The 25879-nt window shown below is 66.0% G+C and carries 21 protein-coding genes and 1 pseudogene; 13 read left to right on the top strand and 9 right to left on the bottom strand.

Annotated elements, in window-relative coordinates:
• The first annotated feature begins 57 nt into the window (after window positions 1-57).
• Entirely contained in the window at window positions 58-618 is a 561-nt protein-coding gene (locus CWS35_RS07720; RefSeq protein ID WP_371682838.1) for a MarR family winged helix-turn-helix transcriptional regulator, read from the top strand.
• A gap of 316 nt (window positions 619-934) precedes the next feature.
• On the opposite strand, the gene CWS35_RS07715 is transcribed toward CWS35_RS07720, so the two are convergent.
• Window positions 935-1867: an NAD(P)-dependent oxidoreductase gene (locus CWS35_RS07715; protein WP_311538835.1), complete on the bottom strand. Its 933-nt coding sequence runs from the start codon at window positions 1865-1867 to the stop codon at window positions 935-937.
• A gap of 8 nt (window positions 1868-1875) precedes the next feature.
• Window positions 1876-2682, bottom strand: a complete 807-nt coding sequence (locus tag CWS35_RS07710; protein WP_024583660.1) for an N-acyl homoserine lactonase family protein — start codon at window positions 2680-2682, stop codon at window positions 1876-1878.
• A 373-nt stretch (window positions 2683-3055) separates the two neighbouring features.
• Here CWS35_RS07710 and CWS35_RS07705 point away from each other — a divergent pair, with 373 nt between their 5' ends.
• The 4 genes from CWS35_RS07705 to CWS35_RS07690 all read left to right on the top strand — a co-directional run bounded on the left by CWS35_RS07705 (window position 3056) and on the right by CWS35_RS07690 (window position 9754).
• The gene (locus CWS35_RS07705; RefSeq protein WP_100951566.1) at window positions 3056-4621 is read left to right on the top strand and encodes a caspase family protein; all 1566 of its coding nucleotides are present in this window, start codon (window positions 3056-3058) and stop codon (window positions 4619-4621) included.
• A gap of 140 nt (window positions 4622-4761) precedes the next feature.
• On the top strand, window positions 4762-5415 hold the full coding sequence (locus tag CWS35_RS07700) for an OmpA family protein (protein ID WP_100951565.1): 654 nt from the start codon (window positions 4762-4764) through the stop codon (window positions 5413-5415).
• Between the two features lie 255 nt (window positions 5416-5670).
• Window positions 5671-6588, top strand: coding sequence for an efflux RND transporter periplasmic adaptor subunit (locus tag CWS35_RS07695; protein WP_024583663.1), 918 nt, complete (start codon window positions 5671-5673; stop codon window positions 6586-6588).
• A gap of 13 nt (window positions 6589-6601) precedes the next feature.
• Entirely contained in the window at window positions 6602-9754 is a 3153-nt protein-coding gene (locus CWS35_RS07690; protein ID WP_100951564.1) for an efflux RND transporter permease subunit, read from the top strand.
• A 399-nt stretch (window positions 9755-10153) separates the two neighbouring features.
• Here CWS35_RS07690 and CWS35_RS07685 read toward each other — a convergent pair whose 3' ends face one another.
• From CWS35_RS07685 to CWS35_RS07665, 5 genes are read right to left on the bottom strand one after another with little or no spacing between them, the layout of a single operon-like run.
• Window positions 10154-10789, bottom strand: a complete 636-nt coding sequence (locus CWS35_RS07685; protein ID WP_100951563.1) for a pyridoxamine 5'-phosphate oxidase family protein — start codon at window positions 10787-10789, stop codon at window positions 10154-10156.
• 24 nt (window positions 10790-10813) lie between these two features.
• The gene (locus CWS35_RS07680; protein ID WP_100951562.1) at window positions 10814-12514 is read right to left on the bottom strand and encodes an ABC transporter ATP-binding protein; all 1701 of its coding nucleotides are present in this window, start codon (window positions 12512-12514) and stop codon (window positions 10814-10816) included.
• Window positions 12511-13344, bottom strand: a complete 834-nt coding sequence (locus tag CWS35_RS07675; protein ID WP_024583667.1) for an ABC transporter permease — start codon at window positions 13342-13344, stop codon at window positions 12511-12513. The genes CWS35_RS07680 and CWS35_RS07675 overlap by 4 nt, the downstream gene beginning before the upstream one ends.
• Window positions 13344-14345, bottom strand: coding sequence for an ABC transporter permease (locus CWS35_RS07670; RefSeq protein WP_100951561.1), 1002 nt, complete (start codon window positions 14343-14345; stop codon window positions 13344-13346). Before CWS35_RS07670 ends, CWS35_RS07675 begins: the two co-directional genes overlap by 1 nt.
• Window positions 14342-15919 (bottom strand): ABC transporter substrate-binding protein, encoded by a 1578-nt coding sequence (locus tag CWS35_RS07665; RefSeq protein ID WP_100951560.1) that lies wholly within the window; start codon window positions 15917-15919, stop codon window positions 14342-14344. Before CWS35_RS07665 ends, CWS35_RS07670 begins: the two co-directional genes overlap by 4 nt.
• A 186-nt stretch (window positions 15920-16105) precedes the next feature.
• On the opposite strand from CWS35_RS07665, the gene CWS35_RS07660 reads away from it, so the two are divergent.
• The gene (locus CWS35_RS07660) at window positions 16106-16966 is read left to right on the top strand and encodes a helix-turn-helix domain-containing protein (RefSeq protein WP_024583670.1); all 861 of its coding nucleotides are present in this window, start codon (window positions 16106-16108) and stop codon (window positions 16964-16966) included.
• A 245-nt stretch (window positions 16967-17211) separates the two neighbouring features.
• Here CWS35_RS07660 and CWS35_RS07655 read toward each other — a convergent pair whose 3' ends face one another.
• Window positions 17212-17886 (bottom strand): Crp/Fnr family transcriptional regulator, encoded by a 675-nt coding sequence (locus CWS35_RS07655; RefSeq protein WP_024583671.1) that lies wholly within the window; start codon window positions 17884-17886, stop codon window positions 17212-17214.
• A 220-nt stretch (window positions 17887-18106) separates the two neighbouring features.
• On the opposite strand from CWS35_RS07655, the gene CWS35_RS07650 reads away from it, so the two are divergent.
• The 7 genes and pseudogenes from CWS35_RS07650 (at window position 18107) to CWS35_RS07630 (ending at window position 24739) form a co-directional block, all read left to right on the top strand.
• Window positions 18107-19645, top strand: coding sequence for an AsmA family protein (locus CWS35_RS07650; protein WP_245438897.1), 1539 nt, complete (start codon window positions 18107-18109; stop codon window positions 19643-19645).
• Window positions 19642-20160, top strand: a complete 519-nt coding sequence (locus CWS35_RS39965) for a hypothetical protein (protein ID WP_245438896.1) — start codon at window positions 19642-19644, stop codon at window positions 20158-20160. The genes CWS35_RS07650 and CWS35_RS39965 overlap by 4 nt, the downstream gene beginning before the upstream one ends.
• 217 nt (window positions 20161-20377) lie before the next feature.
• A pseudogene (locus CWS35_RS07645) lies at window positions 20378-22809 on the top strand (adenylate/guanylate cyclase domain-containing protein).
• A 178-nt stretch (window positions 22810-22987) separates the two neighbouring features.
• Window positions 22988-23197 carry a cold-shock protein gene (locus CWS35_RS07640; RefSeq protein WP_021078030.1) on the top strand — a complete coding sequence of 70 codons (210 nt, stop codon included), beginning with the start codon at window positions 22988-22990 and terminating at the stop codon, window positions 23195-23197.
• Window positions 23198-23345: 148 nt separating this feature from the next.
• Window positions 23346-23591, top strand: coding sequence for a hypothetical protein (locus CWS35_RS07635; RefSeq protein ID WP_100951559.1), 246 nt, complete (start codon window positions 23346-23348; stop codon window positions 23589-23591).
• Window positions 23592-23669: 78 nt separating this feature from the next.
• Entirely contained in the window at window positions 23670-23792 is a 123-nt protein-coding gene (locus tag CWS35_RS40370) for a hypothetical protein (protein ID WP_256387934.1), read from the top strand.
• A gap of 68 nt (window positions 23793-23860) precedes the next feature.
• Complete coding sequence (locus CWS35_RS07630; RefSeq protein WP_100951558.1) at window positions 23861-24739, top strand: efflux RND transporter periplasmic adaptor subunit; 879 nt, start codon at window positions 23861-23863, stop codon at window positions 24737-24739.
• 196 nt (window positions 24740-24935) lie between these two features.
• Here the strand turns inward: CWS35_RS07630 and CWS35_RS07625 are convergent, their stop codons facing one another.
• Window positions 24936-25787 (bottom strand): caspase family protein, encoded by an 852-nt coding sequence (locus CWS35_RS07625; RefSeq protein WP_100951557.1) that lies wholly within the window; start codon window positions 25785-25787, stop codon window positions 24936-24938.
• Window positions 25788-25879 lie beyond the last annotated feature (92 nt).

Genomic DNA, 25879 nt, shown 5'->3' with positions numbered 1-25879 from the left:
TTGCAACTATCTTAAACCCCCAGTCGGGGCCGCCGTCAACTCAAATTGGAGGGATTTTTGGCCAGGACTTCTGCAAGCCAGCCTCCAGCACGGCCGCGCAGCGCCGTGGAAGCGGATGCGCGCGACGATTCCATGACGACCAAGAAGCGTCTCGACCTCTTCCACTTCATGCCGTTCCGCCTCAACCGGCTGGCGGCCGAAGTGTCCTCGGCGCTGTCGAGCGAATATCAGGCGCGCTACGGCCTCGATATTCCGGAATGGCGCGTGCTCGCCACGCTGGGCTTCCGCAGCGATCCTTGCAGCGCGCAATACATCGCGCATTGCACCCGCACGCACAAATCCACCATCAGCCGCGCGGTGTCGGCGCTGATGGAGCGCGAGATCGTCGAGCGCGTCGAGAACGCCGATGATCGCCGCGAATTCCGCCTGCGACTGACCCGAAAGGGCCAGGCGCTGTACGAAGAGCTGATCCCAAGGCTTCTACGCAAGGAGCAGGAGATCCTGTCCTGCCTGTCCGCGCAGGAACGCCGCGATCTCGGACGCCTGCTCGGCAAGGTCGAGACCAGCCTCGAACTGGTGCAGACCAGCGAAGAGGCCGACGCGAAGGACGTGTATTAGACACACACACACCGCTTGGGCCACGCACTCCGCTGTCGTCCTGGCGAAAGCCAGGACCCGTACGCCGCGACCGGCGTCGTGAACGGGACTCGTCGTTGCAGCAAAGCGCAACAAGCGACATTTGTGATCATGGGTCCTGGCTTTCGCCAGGACGACGCCGAGGTTGGCTTGGCGCGCCCGCCTTAAGCAACTCCATCTCCTCGTCATTCCGGGGCGTGCGAAGCACGAGCCCGGAATCCATTCATCGGCGGAACATGCGGCTCAATGGATTCCGGGCTCTCGCTGCGCGAGCCCCGGAATGACGACGGTGCGAGACCTACGCCCCCTCGATATGCTTGGCGATCACAGGGAAATAATTGTCCTTCGATCCCTTCTCGATCGCCTCTTGCAGCACCGTGCCGATCAGCTCGGCGCCGCGAATCTTGATGCCGGCGTCAGCCGCAAGCTCCAGCGCGTAGGACAAATCCTTCAGCGCATATTCGGTCGAGAACGCGCGCTCCGGAAACACGCCGGGCACGATCGCCTTCATGCCGTGGTTGCGCAGTGCGAAGCTGTCGGCGGAGCCCTTCGACAGGGTGTCCAGCAGCAGCTTCGGATCGACGCCATTGTGCTTCGCCACCGCGACGGCTTCAGCCAGCGCATTCACGGTCTCGAACAGCACCATGTTGTTGAGGATCTTGGTCACCTGCCCGGCGCCGACGTCACCGCAATTGGTGACATCGGTGGCGAAGCAGCGGATCAAGGGCTCGATCGCGGCATACAGCGCAGGCACCGCGCCGACCATCACGCTGAGCGTGCCGTCCTGCGCCGCCTGCCGCGTGCGCGCGATCGGCGCGTCGGCCCAGGCCGCGCCCTTGGCCTTGAGCTGCGCGGCAAAATCGCGGGTCTGGCTGACCGAGGACGTGCCGAGATCGACCACGACCTGGCCGGCTCTCGCATTCTTCAAGATACCATCGCCTTCGAACACCGCGCGCACATGCCTGGCGCTCGGCAGGCACAGGAACAGCACGTCGCTCTGTTTGATCACATCGGCGACCGATGAGGCCACCTCGGCACCGTCGGCACGCAAGCGTTGCAATGGCTCGGCCGCGAGGTCGAACACGACGACGCGCTTGCCGCTCCTCTTGACCAGGTTGCGGCAGATCGGCTCACCCATCACGCCGAGGCCGATGAATCCAAGAGTCTTGGTGTCAGTCATATCGCTCTTCTTTGACGTTTCTTCACGTGTTGCAGATGCGCCCCGCCCGATCGGCGAGGCTATTTCGCGAATGATCGCGACGGTGCCAGATGCAGCGCGAACGCATCGACCTTGTCGCTGGCGCGCGGATAGATCTCGCTGACGATCGGATCGTGGCCGGGGATGAAGCGGTCGGGATGACCGGCAAGCCGCTCGACGGTCTCCCAGCCCTGCGCCATGTCGCCGACATTGTAGACGATCGGGAACGGGCTCTTCCTGTGCAGGTTCGCGTAGTAATGCGCGGCGTCCGACGCCAGCACGACCGGGCCGCGCGCGGTCTCGACCCGCACCACCTGCAAGCCATCGGAATGGCCGCCGACCCGATGCACGGTGACGCCCGGCGCGATCTCGCCGTCGCCGGAATGGAAGGTGACGCGTTCGCCGTAGACGTGGCGCACCATCTGCGTGACGTGCTCGATCGAGAACGGATGCCGCAGCATGCCGTTGCACATGCAGCGGCCGGTCGCGTAGCTCATCTCGCGTTCCTGCAGATGGAATTTGGCGTTCGGGAAGCGGTCCAGATTGCCGGCATGGTCGTAATGCAGATGGGTGACGATGACGTCGCGGATCGCGTCGGCGCTGACGCCAAAATTGGCCAGCGCATCGACCGGGTTGAGCGTCAGCTTGCGGGCGCGGGCCTTGGCCTCCTCGGCGTTGAAGCCGGTATCGACCAGGATGTCGCGGCCGTGGCCACGCACCAGCCAGACGAAGTAATCCAGATCCTGCGCAGTGGTGTCGTGCGGATCGGGGACCAGGAAATTGAGGTGGGGCGTGCGCGGCGACATCGTCGCATAGCGCAGGGCGTAGATCTCGTAGGCGTTTCCCATCGGTTCGCTCTTGTTTGCGGTCGTCTTTTGAATGGCTTGCCGTCCCGCACACAAAGCCATCGCCTTGCGCAAAGGTCAAACCGCGCGCAGTGCGACGAGCGCATGACAGGGCGGAGCGGCCACTGTGAGAGCAATCACATTATCGGCTCGCCGGAACCGGCACCATGCCACGATCGCGATAGACGCCATGACCGCATGCTGTTGCACTGCGGCCTCGCCGCGGTCACCGCGATCGGCGAGGCTGTCGCAGGCCGTTGACGGGGGTTTGGCCGTGGTTTGATAATGGATTTTCGCTAGAGTAGGGTTTCCCGAGGCGCAGGCTCGTAGCGGCGCCATTTCCATTGGAATGCCGCGATCTGGATTTGCCGCGATTATGAAAATCCGCCTTGCCTTGCTCGCCACGCTGATCTTTTCAATCGCGTCGCCGACCTTGTCCCTCGCCGCCGGCGATCGCTTCGCGCTGGTCATCGGCAACGCCAAATATCCCGACGCCGACGCGCCGCTGAAGGAGCCGGTCAACGACGCGCGTGACGTCGCCGACGAGCTGAAGCGCGACGGCTTCACCGTCGAGGTCGGCGAGAACCTGACCGGCGACGGCATGCGCCGCGCCTTCGACCGGCTGTACGGCAAGATCAAGCCCGGCTCGGCCGCGCTGATCTTCTTTTCCGGCTACGGCATCCAGTCGAACCGGCAGAGCTACATGATCCCGGTCGACGCCCAGATCTGGGCCGAGGCCGACGTGCGCCGCGACGGCTTCAGCCTCGAGACCGTGCTCGGCGAGATCAACAGCCGCGGTGCCGGGGTGAAGATCGCGCTGATCGATGCCTCCAGGCGCAACCCGTTCGAGCGGCGCTTCCGCAGCTTTTCGGCAGGCCTTGCCCCGGTGATCGCACCCAACGGTACGCTGGTGATGTACTCGGCCGCATTGTCGTCCGTCGTCTCGGACAATGGCAGCGACCGCAGCCTGTTCGTGCGGGAACTCCTGAAGGAGATCCGCACCCCGGACCTGATGGCGGAGGAAACGTTGAACCGCACCCGGGTCGGCGTCACCCGCGCCTCGCGGCAGGAACAGGTGCCGTGGATTTCGTCGTCACTGGCCGAGGACTTCTCGTTCATTCCGGGCGGAGCGCCGGGAACTCCGAGCGGAGCACCGGGAACTCCAAGCGCCGCGCCCGCACCTGCTGCAAGTCCGTCAACCGAGGTCGCAACGGCACCGCCCGCTCCGCCTCCACCCGCGCCGCCCGCGGCAACCCCGGCACCTCCGGCGGCAGGAGCGCCGACGCCACCACCGGCGCCGTCGAAGCCGTCGGTCGCGACAGCCCCCACCACGTCGCCGCCGCCACCAGCGCCGAAGACGCCCGAGGTCGCGCTACCGCCACCCGCGCCCCCGCCGCCGGTGGTGATCCAGCCGGCGCCAGGACCGAGCAACCCGCCCTCGCTGGCCGATGATCCGACCATCAAGAGCCTGAGCGACCGGCTGGACAAGAATCCCGATGATGCCGCCGCGCTGTATCGCCGCGGCCAGGTCTATGCCAGCAAGGGCGCCTACGACCTCGCGGTGAAGGACTTCACCAACTCGCTGCGGCTGAATCCGAAGGACGTCGAGGCCTACAACAACCGCTGCTGGGTCCGCACCGTGCTCGGCGACCTGCCGGCGGCGCTCAAGGACTGCAACGAGGCGCTGCGGCTGCGCCCGAATTTCGTCGACGCGCTCGACAGCCGCGGACTGATGAACCTGAAGGGCGGGCAGAACAAGAACGCGATCGCCGATTTCGACGCCGCGCTGAAGATCAACCCGCGGCTGACTTCGTCCTTGTATGGACGCGGCCTTGCCAAGAAGCGCAACGGCGCGATCGCAGAAGGCGATCTCGACATCGCCAACGCCAAGGCGATGGATCCGAACATCGTCAAGGAATTCGCCGACTACGGCGTGCACTGACAAACCGGCCGGGACCTGCCCGCGGCTCGAACCGCCGATGGAATGGTGCGACTAATCAGAGGGTGTGCGCCGGTCGCCATTGCCGGCGATTGACCTGACAAGTCATTGGAACCGCGCGAGGCCGCGCAGGAGGGACCAAAATGCTCAAGCCGTCGGCAAAGGCCGCGATCCTCTCAATCGTGACCATCGGCGCCGCGCTGTCGTTCGGCATGGCCGCCGCCCGCGCCGGTGACGACGTCACCGAGGATCAGATCGTCAGGGCGCTCACGCCCGAGAAGAAGCCGCTCACCCGCGGCCTTTCGGCCGGCCCGCAGACCTCGTCGCCCGGGCTGAACGCCGACCAGGCCAAGTTCGTGCAAAGCATGCGCGGTCGCGCCACCCGCTCGCTGTCCTCGGCCGAGCGCGAGGAAATCGCGACCATCGTGCAGGACAAGCCGAAGATCGATCTCGAGATCAACTTCGACTACAACTCCGCCGATATCAGCACGAAGTCGATGCCCTCGGTGCAGGCCCTCGGGCGTGCCCTGACCAACCCCGATCTGAAGGGCTCGACCTTCGTGGTCGCCGGTCACACCGACGCCGCCGGCGGCGAGGAGTACAATCAGGGCCTCTCCGAGCGTCGTGCCGACGCTATCAAGCGCTATCTGGTCGACAAATATGGCATCAACGGCACCGACCTCGTCACCGTCGGCTACGGCAAGAGCAAGCTGAAGGACCCGAGCCAGCCATTGTCCGAAGTGAACCGCCGCGTGCAGGTGGTAAACATGGAAAACAAGGCCACCGCCTCCAAATGACCCCGAATTGATGGCGTGGCGTGCGGTATTTTTGCCGTTACAATGCGTCCCGCACCCGGCGGGGCGCATTTGCTTTTGGCGACGCCCGGACGCCGCGCATATAGTGACCCGCCTCACATGACGTCAGAGCGCGATCGGGAACAATGATGAGCCTGTATCCGCATGTTCAAGCAAACAAGGTGACGAGCGGGATGAGACTGCGAGTGCCCAAAGCGCGACGAGTTCTGACGCGCCAAGTTCTGGATTGATCCGGCGATGAATTTTTCCCAGTACCTCAAGCCCGCGCTCGGCACCGTGGTCTTCGTCGCCCTCGCTGCTGCCTATTACGCGTTCGACCACCGCTCCCATCCCGAGGAGAAGGAGACCCCGGGGCAGGCGCTGGTGGTGGTGACGAAATCGACCAATGCCTGCTTCTCCGACATGGTCCGCGTCACCGGCTTCATCGTGCCGCGCCGCGAGGCGCAGGTGAATGTCGACCAGGACGGCTCCAGGGTCACCGACGTGCTGGTCCGCGAGGGCGATACCGTGACCGAGAACCAGGAACTGGCGCGGCTGACCCCGCCGCCGCAGCAGGCCGCCCAGGGTAACGCCAAGCCGATCGTGCTGCGCGCGCCGGCGGCCGGGCTCGTCACCGAGGTGCGCACCGCGGCCGGCGCGCCGGCCTCGCCGCAGGCCCCGCCGATGTTCAGGATCTCGATCAACAACGAGATCGAGCTCGACGCCGAGGTGCCGGGTTTCCAGCTCCTGAAGCTCAATCCCGGCGCCAATGTGCGGATCAGCCGCGACGATGCGCCCGACATGGTCGGCAAGGTCCGCCAGATCTCGCCGCAGATCGACCGTACCACCCAGCTCGGCCACGTCCGCATCACCATCAACAACAATCCGACGCTGAAGGTCGGCATGTTCGCCCGCGCCAATATCGACGCCAAGCGCTCCTGCGGCGTCGCCGTGCCGCGCACCGCGATCGACCGTCTCACCTTGCAGGTCGTGAAGGACAACACGGTCGAGACCCGCAGGGTGCGGGTCGGGCTGACCTCCGACACCTCGACCGAAATCCTTGAAGGCCTCGACGTCGGCGAAATCGTCGTGGCCGACGCTGGCACCTCGCTGCATGACGGCGACCAGATCAAGACCATGTTCGCCGACGAACTCGATCGCACGCGATCACGGTAAATCGGGCACGCTAATGGCTTTGAACATCTCGGCTTGGTCGATCCGGAACCCGCTTCCCTCGATCGTCTTCTCGATCATCCTGCTCGTGCTGGGCTGGGTCTCCTTCACCAAGCTCGCCGTGACGCGGCTGCCGAGCGCCGACATTCCGGTGATCTCGGTCGCGGTCTCGCAATTCGGCGCCGCGCCCTCCGAGCTCGAATCGCAGGTCACCAAGACGATCGAGGACGGCGTCTCCGGCGTCGAGGGCGTGCGCCACATCTCGTCCTCGATCACCGACGGCCTGTCGGTGACCACGATCCAGTTCGCGCTCGAGACCAACACCGACCGCGCGCTCAACGACGTCAAGGACGCGGTCACCCGCGTGCGCGCCAACCTGCCACAGAACGTCACCGAGCCGTTGATCCAGCGCGTCGACGTGATCGGGCTGCCGATCGTGACCTATGCCGCGATATCGCCCGGCAAGACGCCGGAGCAGCTCTCTTATTTCGTCGACGACGTGGTCAAGCGCGCGCTACAGGGCGTGCGCGGCGTCGCCCAGGTCGAGCGCATCGGCGGTGTCGAGCGCGAGATCCTGGTTTCGCTCGATCCCGACAAGCTACAGGCGGTGGGGCTCACCGCGGTCAATGTCAGCCAGATCCTGCGCGGCACCAATGTCGACGTCGCCGGCGGCCGCGCCGAGATCGGCAAGAACGACCAGGCGATCCGCACGCTGGCCGGCGCCAAGACGCTGAACGAGCTCGCCGGCACCATGATCCCGCTGTTCGGCGGCGGCGAGATCCGGCTCGACGATCTCGGCACCGTCACCGACACCATCGCCGACCGCCGCACCTTCGCCCGCTTCAACGGCGAGCCGGTGGTGGCGCTCGGCATCAAGCGCTCCAAGGGCGCCAGCGACGTGGTGGTCGCGGCGGCGGTGCAGAAGCGGATCGACGCGCTCAAGGCGTCCTATCCCGACGTCGACCTCAAGCTGATCGACACCTCGGTCGAGTTCACCAAGGGCAATTACGAAGCCGCGATCTCGACCCTGTTCGAGGGCGCCATCCTCGCCGTCATCATCGTGCTGCTGTTCCTGCGCGACATCAGGGCCACCATCATCGCGGCGGTCTCGCTGCCGCTGTCGATCTTCCCGGCATTCTGGGCGATGGACCTGCTCGGCTTCTCGCTCAATCTGGTCTCGTTCCTCGCCATCACGCTGTCGACCGGCATCCTGGTCGACGACGCCATCGTCGAGATCGAGAACATCGTCCGCCACATGCGGATGGGCAAGACGCCTTACCGTGCGGCACTGGAAGCCGCCGACGAGATCGGCCTCGCGGTGATCGCGATCTCGCTCACCATCATCGCGATCTTCGCGCCGGCGAGCTTCATGTCCGGGATCGCCGGACAGTTCTTCAAGCAGTTCGGCATCACGGTGTCGGTGCAGGTGTTCTTCTCGCTGCTGGCGGCGCGCTTCGTGACGCCGATGCTGGCGGCCTATTTCCTCAAGCATCACGACCACGACGACCCGCCGCCCGGCCGCATCCTGCGCAGCTATCACGGCCTCGTCGCCTGGTCGGTGAAGCATCACTACATCACCGTGCTGGTCGGCTTCGGGATCTTCGCGGCGTCGATCTGGAGCATCACGCTGCTGCCGCAGGGCTTCCTGCCGGCGCAGGACACCGCGCGCTCGCTGCTGGCGATGGAGCTGCCGCCCGGCTCGCAGCTCGGCTACACCGAGAAGGTCACCGAGGAGATCGTGGCGCGGCTGCGCAAGCGGCCCGAGGTGAGGAGCGTGTTCGTCGACGGCGGCCGCGTGCCGCCGGGCATCCAGGAGGTTCGCCGCGCCGCTTTGATCATCAACTACACGCCGAAGGCCGACCGCAAGATCACCCAGCGCGAGCTCGAGCTTGCGATCGGCAAGGAGCTCGATAACGTCCCCGACATCAGGTTCTGGTTCCTCGACGAGAACGGCCTGCGCGCGATCTCGCTGGTCGTCACCGGCACCGACAGCAACATCGTCAACAACGTCGCCAGCGAACTGGCGACGCAGATGAAGCGGATCCCGATCATCGCCAACGTGATCTCGGAGACCGCGCTCGACCGGCCAGAATTGCGGATCCGTCCGCGCGCCGAACTCGCGGCGCGGCTCGGCGTCTCGACCGAGAGCTTGTCGCAGACCATCCGCGTCGCCACCATCGGCGACGTCGGCCCGGCGCTGGCGAAGTTCGACGCCGGCGACCGCCAGGTGCCGATCCGGGTCCAGCTCGAGGACAATGCGCGCAGCGACCTGCAAATGCTGGAACAGCTGCGCGTGCCGCTCGGCCAGCGCGGCGAACGCGGCGGCGTGCCGCTCTCCGTCGTCGCCGACATCCAGCTCGACCAGGGCCCGACCAGCATCAACCGCTACGACCGCGAGCGGCAGGCCACCGTCGCCGCAGACCTCGTCGGCAATGCCGCGCTCGGCGACGCCACCAAGCTGATCTACGACCTGCCGGTCATGAAGAGCCTGCCGAAGGGCGTCAAGGTCAGCCCGTCCGGCGACGCCGAGAGCCTGGCCGAACTGTCCGACGGCTTCGCCACCGCGATCACCGCCGGCCTGATGATGGTCTATGCGGTGCTGGTGCTGCTGTTCGGCACCTTCCTGCAACCGATCACCATCCTGTTCTCGCTGCCGCTCTCGATCGGCGGCGCGATCGCGGCGCTGCTGCTCACCGGCAAGCAGCTCACCACGCCGGTGTGGATCGGCATCCTGATGCTGATGGGCATCGTCACCAAGAACGCCATCATGCTGGTGGAGTTCGCGGTCGAGGCGATCCGCGACGGCAAGCCGCGCGAGGAGGCGATGATCGATGCCGGCATGAAGCGCGCCCGCCCGATCGTGATGACCACGATCGCGATGGCCGCCGGCATGATGCCGTCAGCGCTGGCGTTCGGCGCCGGCGGCGAGTTCCGCTCGCCGATGGCGCTCGCGGTGATCGGCGGCCTGATCTTCTCGACCGTGCTGTCGCTGGTGTTCGTGCCGGCGATGTTCATGGTGATGGACGACATCGGCGCCCTGATCTGGCGCTTCGGCAAGCGACTGATCGTCTCGCATGCCGACCACGAGCTGACCCCGGTCGATCATCAGGAAGACCAGAGCAAGCGGCCAGGCGGCCCGCCGAACATGATCTCGCCGGCGGCGGAGTAAGCCGGGGTCGCGCGGCGTCAGCGGCGCGATCCGTAAGGGATGACTTCCTTCAAAATATCGAAAACAACCCCATGCAAAGCAGCTGAGGGGCCGGCGTTCGACGAGGCAACTTGACACGTCGGGCAAATCAAGGTTATATTTCTAATATTCCGAAATCATGCGTCGAAAGTTCACCTCTCCCTTGGGAGAGGTCGATTTGCGCAGCAAATCGGGTGAGGGGTTACAGTCGATCGAGAGGGCTAGAGCCCTCACCCGGCGCTTCGCGCCGACCTCTCCCCGACGGGGAGAGGTGGACGGAGACCGCGCCAAGTCGACTCAACCAAAACTCATCCCGCTTTAGGTTCTTATCTTGACGCGTTTTCTTCACGCGAACCGGTATCCACTTCGCTCGAAAACGCTCTAATACAGCCGCGTCCGATAGGCCTCTTCCATCGCCTTCTCGGCGGTCTCGACCTCGATCGCGGCGGTCTGCTCGGCGATGATGCGGCCGAGCGTCGGGAAACTGTGGCGCTCGACCTGCGCCGCCGGGTTCCAGAGTTTCGAGCGCATCAGCGCCTTGCCGCAATGGAAGTAGGTCTCGTCGACATGCACCTTGAGGCCGATGACCGGGGTGACGTTCTGCACCGTCAGCGGGGTCAGGAGATCCGGCTCCTGCGAGATCTCGGCGCGCCCGTTGATGCGCAGCGTCTCGTTGATGCCAGGCACCAGAAAGATCAACCCGATCCCGGGTGATGCGATGATGTTGCCGAACGTATCGACCCGGTTGTTGCCGCGCCGGTCCGGGATCAACAGCGTCTTGTCGTCGATCACCGAGACGAAGCCCGGCGCATCGCCGCGCGGGCTGGCATCGGCATGGCCGTTGCCGTCGCTGGAAGCGATCACCAGGAACGGCGACAGCGCGATGAAGTCGCGGCAGAACTTGTCGATATGGTTGAGCACCTTCTTCTCGGCAAGCGGGCTCAATTGCCCGAAATGCGCGCGAAGATCCTCCTGCGACTTGACCGGCGGCTTGCCGCCTGCGCCCTGCTGATCCATAGCGAACCTCCCTTTGTTGTTAGTCTATACCGCGTCGGCGCCCGAGGCGATCCTCGATGCACCGCGCGCATCCGCCGCGAAGCCGGGCTGGTCGAAGAAGTCGCGGCCCGGGATCGCCTCGAGCAGGTCGCGGGTATAGGCCTGACGCGGCGCACTGAACACCTCGGCGGTAGAGCCTTCCTCGACGATCTGTCCCTTCTGCAACACGATGACGCGGTCGGCGATCTCGGCGGCGATCCGCAGATCATGGGTGATGAAGATCATCGCCAGCCGCATCTCCCGCCGCAGTTCGGCGAGCAGTGCCAGCACCTGGGCCTGCACCGAGACATCGAGCGCCGACACCGCCTCGTCGGCGATCAGGACCCGCGGCTTGAGCGCCAGCGCCCGCGCGATGCAGATGCGCTGGCGCTGGCCGCCAGAGAATTCGTGCGGGTAGCGATCCGCCGCGGCCTCCGACAGGCCGACCCGCAGCAGCAGTTTCTTGGCCTGCTCCGTCGCCGCGCCGCGCGCGGTGCCATAGGCCATCGGGCCGCGCGCGATCGCATCGCCGATCTTCTGCCGCGGGTCGAGACTGGCAAACGGATCCTGGAACACGATCTGGAGCTGGCGCCGCGCCTGGCGCAGCGCCTCGCCACGCAACTGCCGCAGATCTGCCCCGCCAAAGCGGATCGCGCCGGCATCCGGTTCGGTCAGCCGCATGATCATGCGCCCGAGCGTCGATTTTCCGGAACCGGATTCGCCGACCACCGCCAGCGTCTCGCCCTCATGCAGGGTCAACGAGATGCCATCGGCGGCGACCACCTCGCGCGGCGGCTGCAACCAGCCGCGCTTGACCCGGAAGGTCTTTTGCAGGCCGACGACTTCCAGCAGCGGCTCGGGACGAGCGATGGTGGCCGCCTGGATATCGGCGAGCCGCGCCTTCGGCACCGCGTCGATCAATTCGCGCGTATAGGCCGCCTGCGGATTGCGCAGCACCTCATTGACGGTGCCCTGCTCGACCACCTTGCCGTGGCGCAGCACCACGACACGGTCGGCGACGTCGGCGACGACGCCGAAATCATGGGTGATCAGCAGCACGCCCATGCCACGCTCGCGCCGGAGATCGTCGATCAGGCGCAGGATCTGGCGCTGGGTCGTGACGTCGAGCGCCGTGGTCGGCTCGTCCGCGATCAACAGCGCAGGCCGGTTGGCCATCGCCATCGCGATCATCACGCGCTGGCGCTGCCCGCCGGAGAGCTCGAAGGGGTAGCTCTTCTCCAGCAGAAGCGGGTTCGGCAGTCCGACCTGGGTCAGCAGCGTCTGTACGCGCTCATGCAACTCGGCCGGCGCTGGCGCGGGCCGCTGGTGAGCCAGGATCATCTCCTCGATCTGCTTGCCGACGCGCTTCAGCGGATTGAGCGAGGACAGCGGCTCCTGGAAGATCATCGCGGCATTGCCGCCGCGCAGGCTGCGCAAAGCACGGTTATCGAGCTTGGACGGGTCCTGCCCCGCGACCGTCACGGCACCGGACGCGACGTCGACGCCGCGCGGCAACAGCTGCAACACCGCGTGCGCAATCATCGACTTGCCGGAGCCGGATTCGCCGACCAGGCAGACGACCTCGTTCGGCTTGATCTCGAACGACACGTTCTCGACCGCGAACGGCCGGTCGCCGCCCTCGGGAAGCGCGATCGAGAGATTTGCGACCACAAGCACCGGCGTGTTGCTCTGCACGGCTTCGCTCATGAGCGGCGCCTCGAGACGCGCGGGTTGAGGACGTCGGACAGCCCCTCGCCGAACAGATTGATCGCCAGCACGGTGAGGAGGATGGCAAGGCCGGGAAACACGCTCATCCACCACGCATTGCGGATCACGGTGCGGCCCGCGCCGATCATGAAGCCCCACGACATCAGATTGGGATCGCCGAGCCCCATGAAGGACAGCGCGCTCTCCAGCAGGATCGCGGTCGCGACCGTCAGCGAGGTCACGACCAGGATCGGCGAGATCGCGTTGGGCAGGATGTGGCCGAGCACGATGCGCCAGGTGCGCTCGCCCTGGCAGATCGCCGCCTCGACGAACTCGCGATGCCGCAGCCGCAGGAATTCGGCACGCGTCAGCCGCGCCAGCGGCGGCCAGCTCACCGCCCCGATGGTCAGGATGATGGTGAGCAGCGACGGATTGAAGGTCGCGACCAACAGGATGGCCAGCACGAAGGCCGGAATGGTCTGGAACAATTCCGTCATCCGCATCAGCGCCAGATCGACCTTGCCGCCGAAATAACCCGAGATCGCGCCGACCACGACACCGATCGCCATCGCCGCGAGCGCCGACGCGATCCCGATCAGCAGCGATACGCGCGCGCCATAGGCCACGCCCGCCGCGACGTCACGACCGAGCGTATCGCCGCCGAGCCACAGCCCGTCCTCGCCGGGCGGCGTGAACGGCGCGCCGACCATCTCCCAGGGCGAGACCGGAAACACGATCGGCGCGATGATCGCCACCACGACGACGACCAACAGCAGGACGAGGCCGATCATGCCGCTGGGATGACGCAGGAAGGCGCGCACGGTCTCCATCACGCCGCCCCCGTGGTCATGCGCGGATCGATCAGCCGGTAGACCAGGTCGGTCAGGAGGTTGAGCGCGATCACCACGATCGAAAGGATCAGGAAGATCCCGAGCAGCACCGGATAGTCGCGTTGCAGCAACGCCTCGAAGGTCAGGCGGCCGAGACCGGGCCAGGCGAACACCGTCTCGATCACCACGGCGCCACCGACCAGCGCGCCGGCCTGCATCCCGGCGACGGTGACGACCGGCACCAGCGCATTGCGCAGCATGTGACCGACCACGATGCGCGTGCCGGACAGGCCCTTGGCGCGCGCCGTCTTGATGAAGTCCTGCTGCGCGACCTCGATGATCGAGGAGCGCATCAGCCGCGCATAGATCGCCAGATAGATCGCCGCCAGCGAGATGACCGGCATGATCATGTGCTTCATGATGTCGAGCGCGTGCTCGATCGGCGAGAGCTGGACGTTGATGGTCTCGTAGCCGAACGGCGGCAGCCAGCCGAGCGTCACCGAGAACACCAGCACCAGCATCAGGCCGAGCCAGAACACCGGCGTCGCATAGAGCACGAGCGAGAGCACCGTGAACACCGTGTCGAGCACGCTGCCCGCCGCGAGCCCCGCCAGCGCGCCGAGCGCGGTGCCGATCAGGAGCGCAAGGCAGAACGCGGTGACGGTCAGCAGCAGCGTCGCCGGCAGCCGCTCGAGGATCAGGTCGACCACCGGACGGCGCTGGCGGTAGGAATAGCCGAGGTCGAGCCTGACGACGCGGCCGAGATGGCTGACGAGCTGCACGAAATACGGCTTGTCGAGCCCGTACTCCTTGCGCAGATCGTCGAGCAGCTTCGGATCGGAGGCGCCGGATTGCCCGGCCATCACCTGCGCCGGATCGCCGGGCGCGGCCCGCACCAGCACGAAATTGAACGTCGCGATGACGAGGATCACGGCGACGAGTTGCGCGATACGGCTGATCGCCTGGAGCCCGATCGCCGCTGCGCTCCCGAGCCGGATCACGATTTGTAGACCGACCCGAAGGTTTCGTGCGAGCCGATGCCCGTCGTCACGATGTTCTTGAACGCCTTGTCGTAGATGATCGGATATTCGATCTCGAGCGTCCAGGCCACCGGCACGTCCTCGACCAGGATCTGCTGCACCTTGGTGTAAAGCTCCTGGCGCTTGGCTTCGTCGAGCGTCACTGCGGCTTCGTCGAACAATTTGTCGACCTCGGGATTCGAATAGCCCTGGGTGTTCGAGAACAGGATGCCCTTCTTGATGTTCGACGAGACATAGGTGCGGGCGACGCCCAGCGCGGGGTCGCCGAGCTGGTAGAGCAGGTTCTGGGTCATCTCGTAGTCCCAGTTGCCGACCTTCTCGGCCCAGCCGGCCATGTCCGTGCCGACCAGCACGAGATCGATGCCGACCCGCGCGAAGCTCTGGCGGAAGAACTCGCCGGCACGCTGATAGGATTCGCCATAGGGCGGCACGATGTACTTGATCTCGGCCCGCTTGCCGTTGGCGCCGGGCTTCAAGCCCATCTCGTCGAGCAGCGCCTTGGCCTTGTCGACCGAGAACTCGTAGCGCTTCACGTTCGGATCGTAGAACCGCGTCTTCGACGAGATCGGGCCGGTCGCGACCTTGGCATTGCCGAAATAGACCCGCTTGCTGAACGCCTCGCGGTCGATCAGGTGCATCACCGCCTGCCGGAACCGCTTGTCGTTCATCGGCGCGATGCGGTTATTCATCTCCAGCCACTGATGCGGCGCGAAATACTCGTAGCCCTTGGTGGTGAATTCGAGGTTCTTCTGCGCCTTGAAGCGCTGCACGTCGTAGAACTCGACGTCCGACCACTGCACCAGTTGCACCGTGCCGTTCTCGAGCGCGAGCGCCCGCGACGCCGCATCCGGGATCACCCGGTAGACGATCTCGTCCAGATAAGGCTCGTCCTTTCGATAATAGCCGTCGTGGCGGACGAGGTGCACATGCGAGCCGCGCACCCATTCCTTCAGCTTGAACGGGCCGGTGCCGATCGCCTTGTCGTTCTCCGGATTCTTGCGATAGTCGGTGCCGTCGTAGATGTGCTTGGGCACGATCGGCGCGGAGGTGCAATCGAAGCAGCCGATGAACGGCGCAAACGGCTGCTTCAGCTTGAATACGACGGTGAGCGGATCGGGAGCTTCGGCCGACGCCACGCGGGAAAAATTCTGTCGCGCGCGGGGATGCGTTTCCACCAGCAGCTTCATGCAGCTGAAGACGACGTCCTCGGAGGTCATCGGCTTGCCGTCGTGGAAGGTGATGCCCGGAAACAGCTTGAACGTATAGGTCAGGCCGTCGGGCGAAATCTCCCAGGACTGCGCCATGCCGGGCATCGGCTTGAGGTCGGCGCCATATTTCAGCAGGCCTTCATAGATCTTGCCGCCGAGCGTCAGGGTCGGCTGCTGCTGGTTCAACGCGGTCACCAGGACCGGCGGTTCGGGCTGGATGATGGTATTGAGCGTCCCGCCGCGGGTCTGCCCCGTCGCCCGCGTGATGCCGAACGGGATGGCGGCACCGCAGGCCAGCATCGCCTTGGTGAATTCGCGTCTGTTCATCGGACCTCTCCGTCGCCGCGCCTCTCACATTCGATTTCGGCGAATGTCGCGGGGTGAGGCATTGTTGCCAAACGCGGTCACCCGCGCTACCTGAATGGGGACAACAATCATCGCGATCGGGCCAATTGGCCCGGAAGATGCATGAGCACCCTGCGAAAACGACGATCGATCAGGAGCTCACGACAGTTGAAAGTCGCAGCGCGACGAAATGACACGACCAGCCTGCGCGTTTGCCGCAAGCAGTCCGGCCCGGTAGCCGCCGCGCATTATGCCGGACAGCTGCAACAGGTCGAACGGCCGCTCGCGGCGATGGCGGCTTCCTATCCAAATGAAAGCACGAGCGCGCGACACGCCCATCGACGCGACCAGTTCATCCTACAGACTGCGGGCGTGACCTCGATGATGACCGAGCGCGGTCATTTCGTCGTGCCGCCCGGCCATGGCCTGTGGATTCCAGCCGGCGTTGCACATCAATCGCGGGCATGGGGCGAGGTCGAGATCCAGACCATCTACGTCACGCCCGATCGGGTGCGGAATGCACCGGCAACCTGCCGCCTGATCAGGGTCTCCGCGCTGGTCGAGGCGTTGATGGAAGAAGCCGTTCACATGCCGACCCGTTACGACCCGGACGGGCGCGACGGCCGGCTGGTCGATTTTCTGCTCGACGAGATCGGCAGGATGCCCGAAGTGTCGCTGCATGTGCAGGTGCCGCCCGATCCGCGGCTTGCCGCGATCTGCGAGGCAGTGCTGGTCGATCCGAGCTCCGATCTCACGCTCGACGAGTGGGCCGATCGCTGCCAGCTCAGCCGGCGGACCTTGACGCGGCTGTTCCGCCGCGAGACCGGGCAGAGCTTCGCGGCCTGGCGGCAGCGGGTGCGGTTGCTCGAAGCGCTGGCCCGGCTTGGCGCGGGCGAGGCCGTCACCTGCGTCGCGCTCGACGTCGGCTATGAGAGCCCGAGCGCCTTCGCCGCGATGTTCAAGCGCGAGCTCGGTGCCGCGCCGCGCCAGTATCTGCGCTGGGCCGATCCCGAAGTGGTGTTGAGATAGGCGCGTCCGCATCAGCGCACCGGCACAACGCAAAACCCCTGCGGTCAACGGGAATGGCCGCAGGGGTTTGCAGGTGGATGGCGTGAGGCCAGCAAGGCTGGGTGTCACCCCAAGGACCGGCGCCATGATCAAAGCGATCCCGCGCTGTTCCCGCAAGCAAGTCTTTTAGGCAGCGCGACAACCGTGTCCGCAAGCAAAGCGCGCGAGACGATACGATCCTCGCGCGCGCGTTGCAGGCGGCCTGTTCAGTCGTTGCGCGCGACCGCAGTCAGCTTGGTCATGTTGTGCAACATGATCCGCCCGCGTTGCAGATCGACGATGCCGTCCCTGCGCCAGGTCTGGAGTTGCCGGTTGACGCTTTCGCGCGCCGCGCCGACGAAGATGCCTAGCTGTTCCTGCGAAATATGCACCTCGGAACCGAAATCCTCGGCCAGCGCGCAGAGCCGGCGCGCGAGGCGGACCGGCAAGGGTTGCAGCACGGATTCTTCCATCCGCTCGCTCTGCCAGCGGATGCGCTGGCACAACAATTCGATCAGGCGGACCGCGACCTTGGGCTCGCGCTCCAGGAAGCCGAGGAAGTCGTCCCGTCGCAGCACGAACAATTCGCTGGCTTCGCCGGCGGTCGCATCCGCGGTGCGATCCTGGCCGTCGAGGACGGCGACTTCGCCGAACAGATCGCCGGATCCCATGAAGTTCAGCGTGAGCCGGCTGCCGTCGGAGGCACCGGTCTCGATCCGGACCTGGCCGCGGCGGACCCCGAACAGGGCGTCGCCGGGATCGCCTTTCTGGAACAGCACCTCGCCGGCCGCGAGCTGCTGGGTGTGGCAGAGGCCCGAAAGCCGCTGCAACTCGTCCGCACCAAGATCGGCGAACATCGGGTTCATCTTCAGAATGACCGCAAATTCGGCCTGTTTGTTCATTGTACTGCCTTCCAAATCGATCCGAGCAGTCCCCGACGCCCGGTTAGCAAAAATCACCCTCATGGGAGTGTGTCTGAGGTCACATAAGTTCATGCTGGTAACGGATTATTTTTCCGATCATTGGAGCGAGGTTCCGTTTGCGGGATAATCTCGTGCGATCGGCCGGGATTTTCCGCGGCCGGAGCGATCTGACGCGGACTGCCCGGCCGGGAACGACGACATGAGAGCACTCAAATTCGCCGGGGCCGCCATCGCTGCCGTGGTCGCGATCCTCGCCCTGGTGGCCGCGATCGGGATCCCGTCCTCCTTCCTCACCTCTGCCATCAGCGATCGGGTCGAGCGCGAGACCGGCTACCAGCTCACCATCGATGGCGGCGCCAAGGTCGCCCTGTGGCCGGCCGTCACCCTGACGCTGAACGATGTCGTGTTGCAGGACCCGCGGCAGCGCGAGGCCAACAACCGGTTCGCGGCCGGCCGGGTCGAGGCCGAGATGACGCTGTCGAGCCTGTGGTCGGGCCGGCCCGACATCACCGACCTCGCCATCGTCAGGCCCGTGATCAACCTGCCGTTGCAGCGCGAGCGCACCCGCGACCACAATCCGCCGGCGAAGGGGCCCGGCTCCGACAACAGCGGCATCACGATCCGGCATGTCAGCGTCACCAGCGGCACGATCGTGTTCTCCAATGTGCGCGACCGGGTCGAGAACCGGATCGAGACGCTCAATGCCGATGCGACCATGGGCGACGACCGCAGGATCGTTCTCACGGGCAACGCGCGCACCGGCGACAAGCCGCTGAAATTCGAGATCCGCGCGACCGCGCCGCAAGCGCCGCTGGAGCGCCAGAGCGTGCCGGCCGAATTCACCATCGATGCACCCGGCCTGTTGCCCGCGGCGATCAAGGCGAATGCGGAGGTGCGCCTGAACGGCACGGTGGTGATGTTCAACGGCGTTTCCGGCACGCTCGGCGACGGCGGCTTCACCGGCTGGGCCTCGGTCGATGTCGCCAGCAACAAGCCGCTGGTGAAGCTCGATCTCGACTTCCAGCGCATCGCGCTGGCGTTGACTCCAGGCCAGTCGAGCACCACGCAGCCATTGGGCACCAACACCTGGAGCAACGCCTCGATCGATCTCAGCGGGCTCAACTATGTCGACGCGCAGGCGCGCATCTCGACCGCCGAGCTCGTGATCGGCGACGGCCGCTTCGCGCAGGCGGCGATCGACGCCACGATCGACAGCGGCGTGCTGAAGGGCAAGCTCGGCAATCTCGGCGCCTATGAGGGCACCGCCAATGGCGACGTCAGCATCGACGTGCGCAGCGCGACCCCGAGCTACGCACTGCGGCTCGATCTCGCCGGCGTGCGCGCGCTGCCGGTGCTGAAGAGCATCGCCGAGTTCGACAAGCTCGACGGCAGGATGCAGGCCAAGATCGCGCTGACCTCGCAAGGCAACAGCGAGCGCGCCATCGTCGGCAATCTCGCCGGCACCGCCGTCGTCGTATTCCAGGACGGCAAGATCATCGGCCTCAACGTCGCGCAGATGATCCGCAACCTCACCACCGGCACCTTGTCGGGTTGGCAGCAGGGCCAGGAGCTCTCGACCGATCTCAGCCAGCTCGCCGCCTCGTTCAAGGTCGACAAGGGCCAGGCCGTCACCACCGACCTCAATCTGGTCGGCCCGCTGGTGAAGATGACCGGGTCGGCACCGTCGATCTCAACACCCGCCAGATCGGGTTCCGGGTCGAACCGCAGCTCGTCATGACCACCGAGGGCCAAGGCCGCGCCGGCAATCCGGTCGGCCTCGGCATCCCCGTGATGGTCGAGGGGCCGTGGGTGAGCCCGCGGATCTATCCGGAGATGCAGGGCATCCTCGACAACCCCCAGGCCGCCTACGCCAAGCTCAAGGAGATGGGCAAGGGCCTGTTCGGAGCCAGCGGCCAGGGTCTCAGCCAACAGGGCTTGAGCCAGGGCCTCAACGGGCTGAGCAACCTGCTCAACGGCGCGCAGGGCGGTGGAACCGCGGCGCAGCCCGATGGCAGCGGCCAGGGCTCTGGCGGCCAGGGCAATCCGCTCGGCGGGCAGCTTGGCGACACCATCGGGAACCTGCTGCAACAGGGCCTCTCCACCCTCAACCAGGGCAATGCCTCCCGTCCGAGCCGCAGCCTGAGCCAGGAGGCGCCACCCGCCGCCGACCAGGCCCCGCCGCCCAATCCCCCGCAAGGCGACGCCGACCGTCCAGCGATGAACGACGTGCTGCGTCAGCTGCTCAATCGCTGATAGTCCCGCATACTCGCCGTCGTCCTGGCAAAAGCCAGGACGACGCGGAGGGAGTGTGCCACCACCGCTTCCGCTGAGGGTTCGCCCTTCCAGCCCAAAATCGCCTATCCCGGGCTAACCATGCGGGCCGCGGGACCAGCCTGCCCTGCCGATCCGTGCTAAACAGCGGCGGAGGATGCGGCGCGCCCGACTGTTGCAACGGGGCGGACGAGGCTGGATGAACGCGGCGACCGACAAGGGCAGGATCTGGTTTTTGCGCGGCGGCCTGTTCGCCAAATACGTGCTCGCGCTGGTCGGCCTCGTCGTGTTCGTGCTGGCGGTCAACGGCGCGCTGGAGACCTGGATCAGCTATCGCGGCATCAAGAGCACGCTGACCGATGCGATGAGCGAGAAGGCGGACGCCACCGCCAAGCACATCGAGCAGTCGATCTCCGATCTCGAGCGCCAGATCTCCTGGGTGACCCGCGCCTCCTCCAACACCATCGAGCTGCGCCGCGCCGATTATGCCCAGTTGCTCGGCCAGGTGCCAGCGGTGAGCCAGCTCACCCTGATCAACGGCCAGGGCCGTGAGCTGCTGCGGCTGTCGCGCCAGACCGTCACCGTGAACTCCAACACCGATCTGTCCCGCGACGTCAGGTTCATCGAGACGGTGAGCCGCGGCACCGCCTACGCGCCGGCGTATTTCCGCGACGAGCGGCCGTTCATGTCGATCGGCGAGCAGCATTCCGGCTTCAACGCCGGCGTCACCGTGGCCGAGATCGACCTGCGCTTCCTCGCCGACTATTTCGGCGATTCCCAGGTCGGCCGCACCGCCACCGCCTATGTGGTCGACGCCAAGGGCCGCGTGCTGGCGAGTTCGTCGAAGGGCCCCGAGGTCGGCAAGGACCTCGTCGCGCTGCCGCAGGTCGCCGCGGTGCTGGGGGCGGCAAGCCGATCGCCTTCGGCACCGACATCGACGGCAACGCAGTGCTGACGACCACGACATCGGCGCCGAACCTCGGCTGGCATGTGTTCGTCGAGCAGCCGCGGACGCAGGCACTGTCGCCGATCCGCGACCAGCTGATGCGCATCGCGCTCTTGATCGCGCTCGGCCTCGTGGTCGCGACCATCGCCGGCACCATCCTCGCCCGCCGCATGCTGGTGCCGATCACCGCGCTGCGCACCGGCGCGCGGCGGCTTGGCGCCGGCGATTTCGGCCATCGCATCGAGGTGAAGACATCGGACGAGCTGGAAGAGCTCGCCGGCCAGTTCAACAGCATGGCCTCGCAGCTCGCCGAGACCTATTCCGACCTCGAGGCCAAGGTGAAGGAGCGCACCCGCGACCTCGCGCAGTCGATCAACGAGCTGAAGGTGCTGGAGGAGGTCGGCCGCGCGGTGGCCTCCTCGCTCGACCTCAACGCCGTGCTGCCGACGGTCGCCGCCCGCGCGCTCGAGATCACCCATGCCGATGCCGTGCTGATCTATGGCTATGACGCTGCACAGCGCAGCTTCAACCTGACGCAATCGATCGGCATCGATAGCGCAGCCGAGGGCGGCCATCGCGCGATCGATGCCGATCACAGCCCGCTCGGCGAGGCCGCCGCGAACGGCGAGCCGCTGGCATTTCCGGATCTCACCCACCAGGCTGAACATCCGCTGCGCGATGTCGTGGTCGGCGCCGGCTTCCATTCGGTGCTGATCGTGCCGCTGGTCGACCAGCAGGGCGTGCTCGGCGCGCTGGTGGTGCTGCGCAAGGCGGCCGGCGATTTCCCCGCCAACATGATCGGCTTGATGAAGACGTTCGCGCACCAGGCCGTGCTGGCGATGCGCAATGCGCGGCTGTTCACCGAGGTGGACCAGAAGAGCCACGCGCTGGAAGCGGCCAACAGCACGGTGCGCGAGCAGGCCGACAAGCTCCAGCAGCAGACCGATCAGCTCACCGACTGGAACAGATCGTTGGAGGCGCGGGTCGAGACCCAGCTCGGCGAGATCGAGCGCATCCGCAAGCTCGAGCGTTTCCTGGCGCCGCAGGTGGCGCAGCTGATCGCCTCCTCCGACAATCCCGAGGGCCTGCTCGACAGCCACCGGCGCGAGGTCACCGTGGTGTTCTGCGACCTGCGCGGCTTCACCGCCTTCACCGAGGCGACCGAGCCGGAAGAGGCGATGAACGTGCTGCGCGAATATCACGCCGCGCTCGGCCAGCTGATCTTCAAGTATGAGGGCACGCTCGACAAATATGCCGGCGACGGCGTGATGATCCTGTTCAACGCGCCGATCCTGCTCGCCGACCACACCGCGCGCGCCGTGAAGATGGCGGTCGAGATGCGCGACACCATCGGACCCCTCACCGAGAAGTGGCGCAACCGCGGGCATAGCCTGGGCTTCGGCATGGGGATCGCGGTCGGCTATGCCACGCTCGGCCAGGTCGGCTTCGAGCAGCGGCTGGAATATGCCGCGATCGGCAGCGTCACCAACCTCGCATCCCGCCTGTGCGGCGAGGCTCAGCCCAACCAGATCGTGGTCAGCCGCCGCGTCTACGGCATCGTCGAGGCTTGCGTCGAAGGCCGCGCCATCGACGACCTCGTGGTGAAGGGTTTCAACCACCCGATCCTGGCCGCGGAGATCCTGAGCTGGAAGGGCGAGCCGTCGGCGGAAGCGGCGGCTGAGTGAGGCACGTCACGGAACCCGCCGGTTCTTGCCTTGTTTTCGCGCCAAACGAGCATATACTACCGCTATTCGATTAGCCGTTGCGCCTTGTTGAATGGTCCCATCGGCCTTCTTCCAAAGACATCGCCAGTTGAATTGGTGACGCGTCCATCACGCGAAATATCTGCTTTGGAGAAGAGACATGGCAACAGGTACTGTGAAGTGGTTCAACGGCCAGAAGGGCTTTGGTTTCATTCAGCCCGATGACGGCAGCAAGGATGTGTTCGTTCACATCAGCGCCGTCGAGCGCGCCGGTCTGTCCGGCCTGGCCGAAGGCCAGAAGGTGTCGTTCGAGCTGAAGACCGACAAGATGCGCGGCAAGACCAGCGCCGAGAATCTGCAGCTGGCCTGAGTTCGCATTGACGCATGATGGTCGCGGCGGCGCTTTGCGCCGATCGCGGCATTCATGCCGCAACGTCATTCCACGGATGTACTGGAGTGACGGTGAGGCCCGCTTGATCTGCAACGGTTGAGCGGGCTTTTCTGTATCCGATACAAGGATGACCATGGCCGCCCGAACGCCTGCCGCGCCCACCCCCGACAGCCTTGCGCGCGCCGAACGCCAGCGGCTCGCGGCCGAAGAAGGCGCCCGCGCGATGGCCGACGTCGAGCGAGACGCGATCGCCGTGCGCCAGAACATGGAACGGCTGCGCGCGCTGCGCCAAGCCCGCGACGCCGATGCCGCCCAGGCGGAAACCGCAGCCAAGCCCAAGACCGCGCGCCGCGTGAAGCGCATCGTGCGCTGATAGGCGCCGCGCGCGGCGGCAGAACAAGCGACATTGTCTCTCCACGTCGTGGTGGCTTTCGCCAGGACGACTGCGGATATGCGGCCCCTACCTCCGCGCGGGCTGTCGCCCTATGTGACGCAGCGCATGGTCTCGAAGCTCGCATCGCTGATTGATGGCGCCGGGCTGCCGCATCTGGTATTCAGGAGCGGCTTCAATTGACGCGTTTGTTCACGCGAACCGGTGTCCATCTCGCTCGAAACGCGCTGCAATTTGGGAATAGTTCGCCGATGATTTCGTCCCGCATGCGCGCCTCAGCGCTCGCCTCCACCGCGCTGCTCGTGCTCGCGGCTTGTCCCGCATTCGCCGCGAGCGAGGCCGACGCGGTGCCGAAGGGCGCGGCGGTGACGGTGCTGAAGGCGTCGAAATATTGCTTCGGCAACATCGTCGAGGTCTCGGGCATCGTGCTGCCGCGCGACGAGCAGCAGATCCGGCCCGACCGGTTCGGCTTGAAGGTCGCGGAGGTGATGGCCGATCCGGGCGACACCGTCACCGCGGGCCAGGTGCTGGCGAAGCTGACCGACGGCAGCAATGCGATCAACGTCACCGCGCCGGTGGCGGGCACGATCTCGGCGTCGGCGGCGATCGTCGGTGCCCCGGCCTCGGGCAAGGACGCGCTGTTCTCGATCATCGCCCGAAACGAATACGACCTGGTCGGCATGGTGCCGACCCGCGACATCGCCAAGCTGAAGACCGAGCAGACCGCGAAGCTGAAGGTGCTCGGCGCCGGCGACCTCGACGGCAAGGTGCGGCGGATCGCGCCGACCGTCGAGCCGAACAGCCAGCTCGGCCAGGTGTTCGTGGCGATCGGCGCCAACAAGCGGCTGCTGGTGAATTCGAGCGGGCGGGCGCAGATCAAGACCGGGCAGAGCTGCGGTGTCGCAGTGCCGCTGACCGCGATCCTGTATTCCACCGCCGGCACCGTGGTGCAGGTGGTGCGCGGCGGCCGCGTCGAGACGCGGCGGGTGGAGACCGGGTTGATGTCGGCCGGCCAGGTCGAGATCCGCGACGGCATCCAGGAAGGCGACATCGTCGTCGCCCGCGCCGGCGCGCTGCTGCGTGAAGGCGATCCGGTGCGGCCGGTGGGGGCGAGCGCGGATGCGAAGTAGGGCGACGCTGCATCCACACCGTCGTCCTGGCGAAGGCCAGGACCCATAACCATCGGCAGAAATTTTGCGAAGACTAGCAGTGAAGGACTTGCATTGGACGCGCGCCGCGGTACGCGCAGCGCGCTTTCACCGATAGATCACGCGGTATGGGTCCCGGCTTTCGCCGGGACGACGTGGGGATAGAGTCGAGAAGGCCTCAGCCGCCGAGCTTGATGTCTTCCAGCAGCGAGGACGATACGCTCGGCACCTGCTCGCCTTCGCTGGCGCGCGAGATCGCGACGCGGGTCTTGTTGAAGGCGGTTTCGGCGCCGGCCTGGGCGTTGAGGTTGTTGAGCAGCTCGGAGACCAGCACGCTGTTGGTGCCCTTGCCGTCGTCGGCGACCTTGCCCGGCGTCGCCGAAGACAGCACGATGGTGTTCTCCGGCGGGCTGATCGGGGCGAGGCCATGCGAGAAGGCGCGGAAGCGGCGCTCATAGGGATTGCGGCGCGAGGCGTCGAGCACGACGAGCTTGGCCTTGGCGCCGCGCTCCTTCATCGCATCGAGCACGGACTCGACGCTGACGCCGGTGCGCTTGACGTCGGCCTCCTTCCAGATCGTGGCGTCGACCGGGATCATGTAGCTCTCGCGGCCGACCTGCACGCCATAGCCGCCAAAGAACAGCATCACCACGGTGTCGGGGCGGATCTTGGCCTTCATGCGCTCGACGGCGCGGAACATGTCGTCCTTGGTGGCGTCCTCGACCACGTCGACGTCGAAGCCCTCGCGGCGCAGCGCCGACGACAGCGTGCGGGCGTCGTTGATCGGCTGCGCCAGCGGCGCCGATGCGTCCGGGTAATGGCCGTTGCCGATGATCAGTGCGAGGCGGGAGGTGCCGGTCGGGATGCTGCCGGTGGCGCCCGCGACGACAGCGCCGGCGGTGCCCTTGGGGGTATCGAACATGCGCTTGTTGAGCGCGGCATGGGCGCCGATCGCCAGCGACACCGTGCCGGCCACAGCCACCGCGAAGGCGATGGTGCGGCGGGAAATATGAGGCTGCCTAAGGTCCATAGCGTTCCTGGTCCCAATCCTTATCCCGATGGCGCTCAAGCGAATTCGCGCCAGTTAGTCGCGTCTCAGACGATCAGGTTTAATGGGGTTGT

Source organism: Bradyrhizobium sp. SK17 (genome assembly GCF_002831585.1).
GTDB lineage: Bacteria > Pseudomonadota > Alphaproteobacteria > Rhizobiales > Xanthobacteraceae > Bradyrhizobium.
This window is presented reverse-complemented; position numbering and strand designations above follow the sequence as displayed.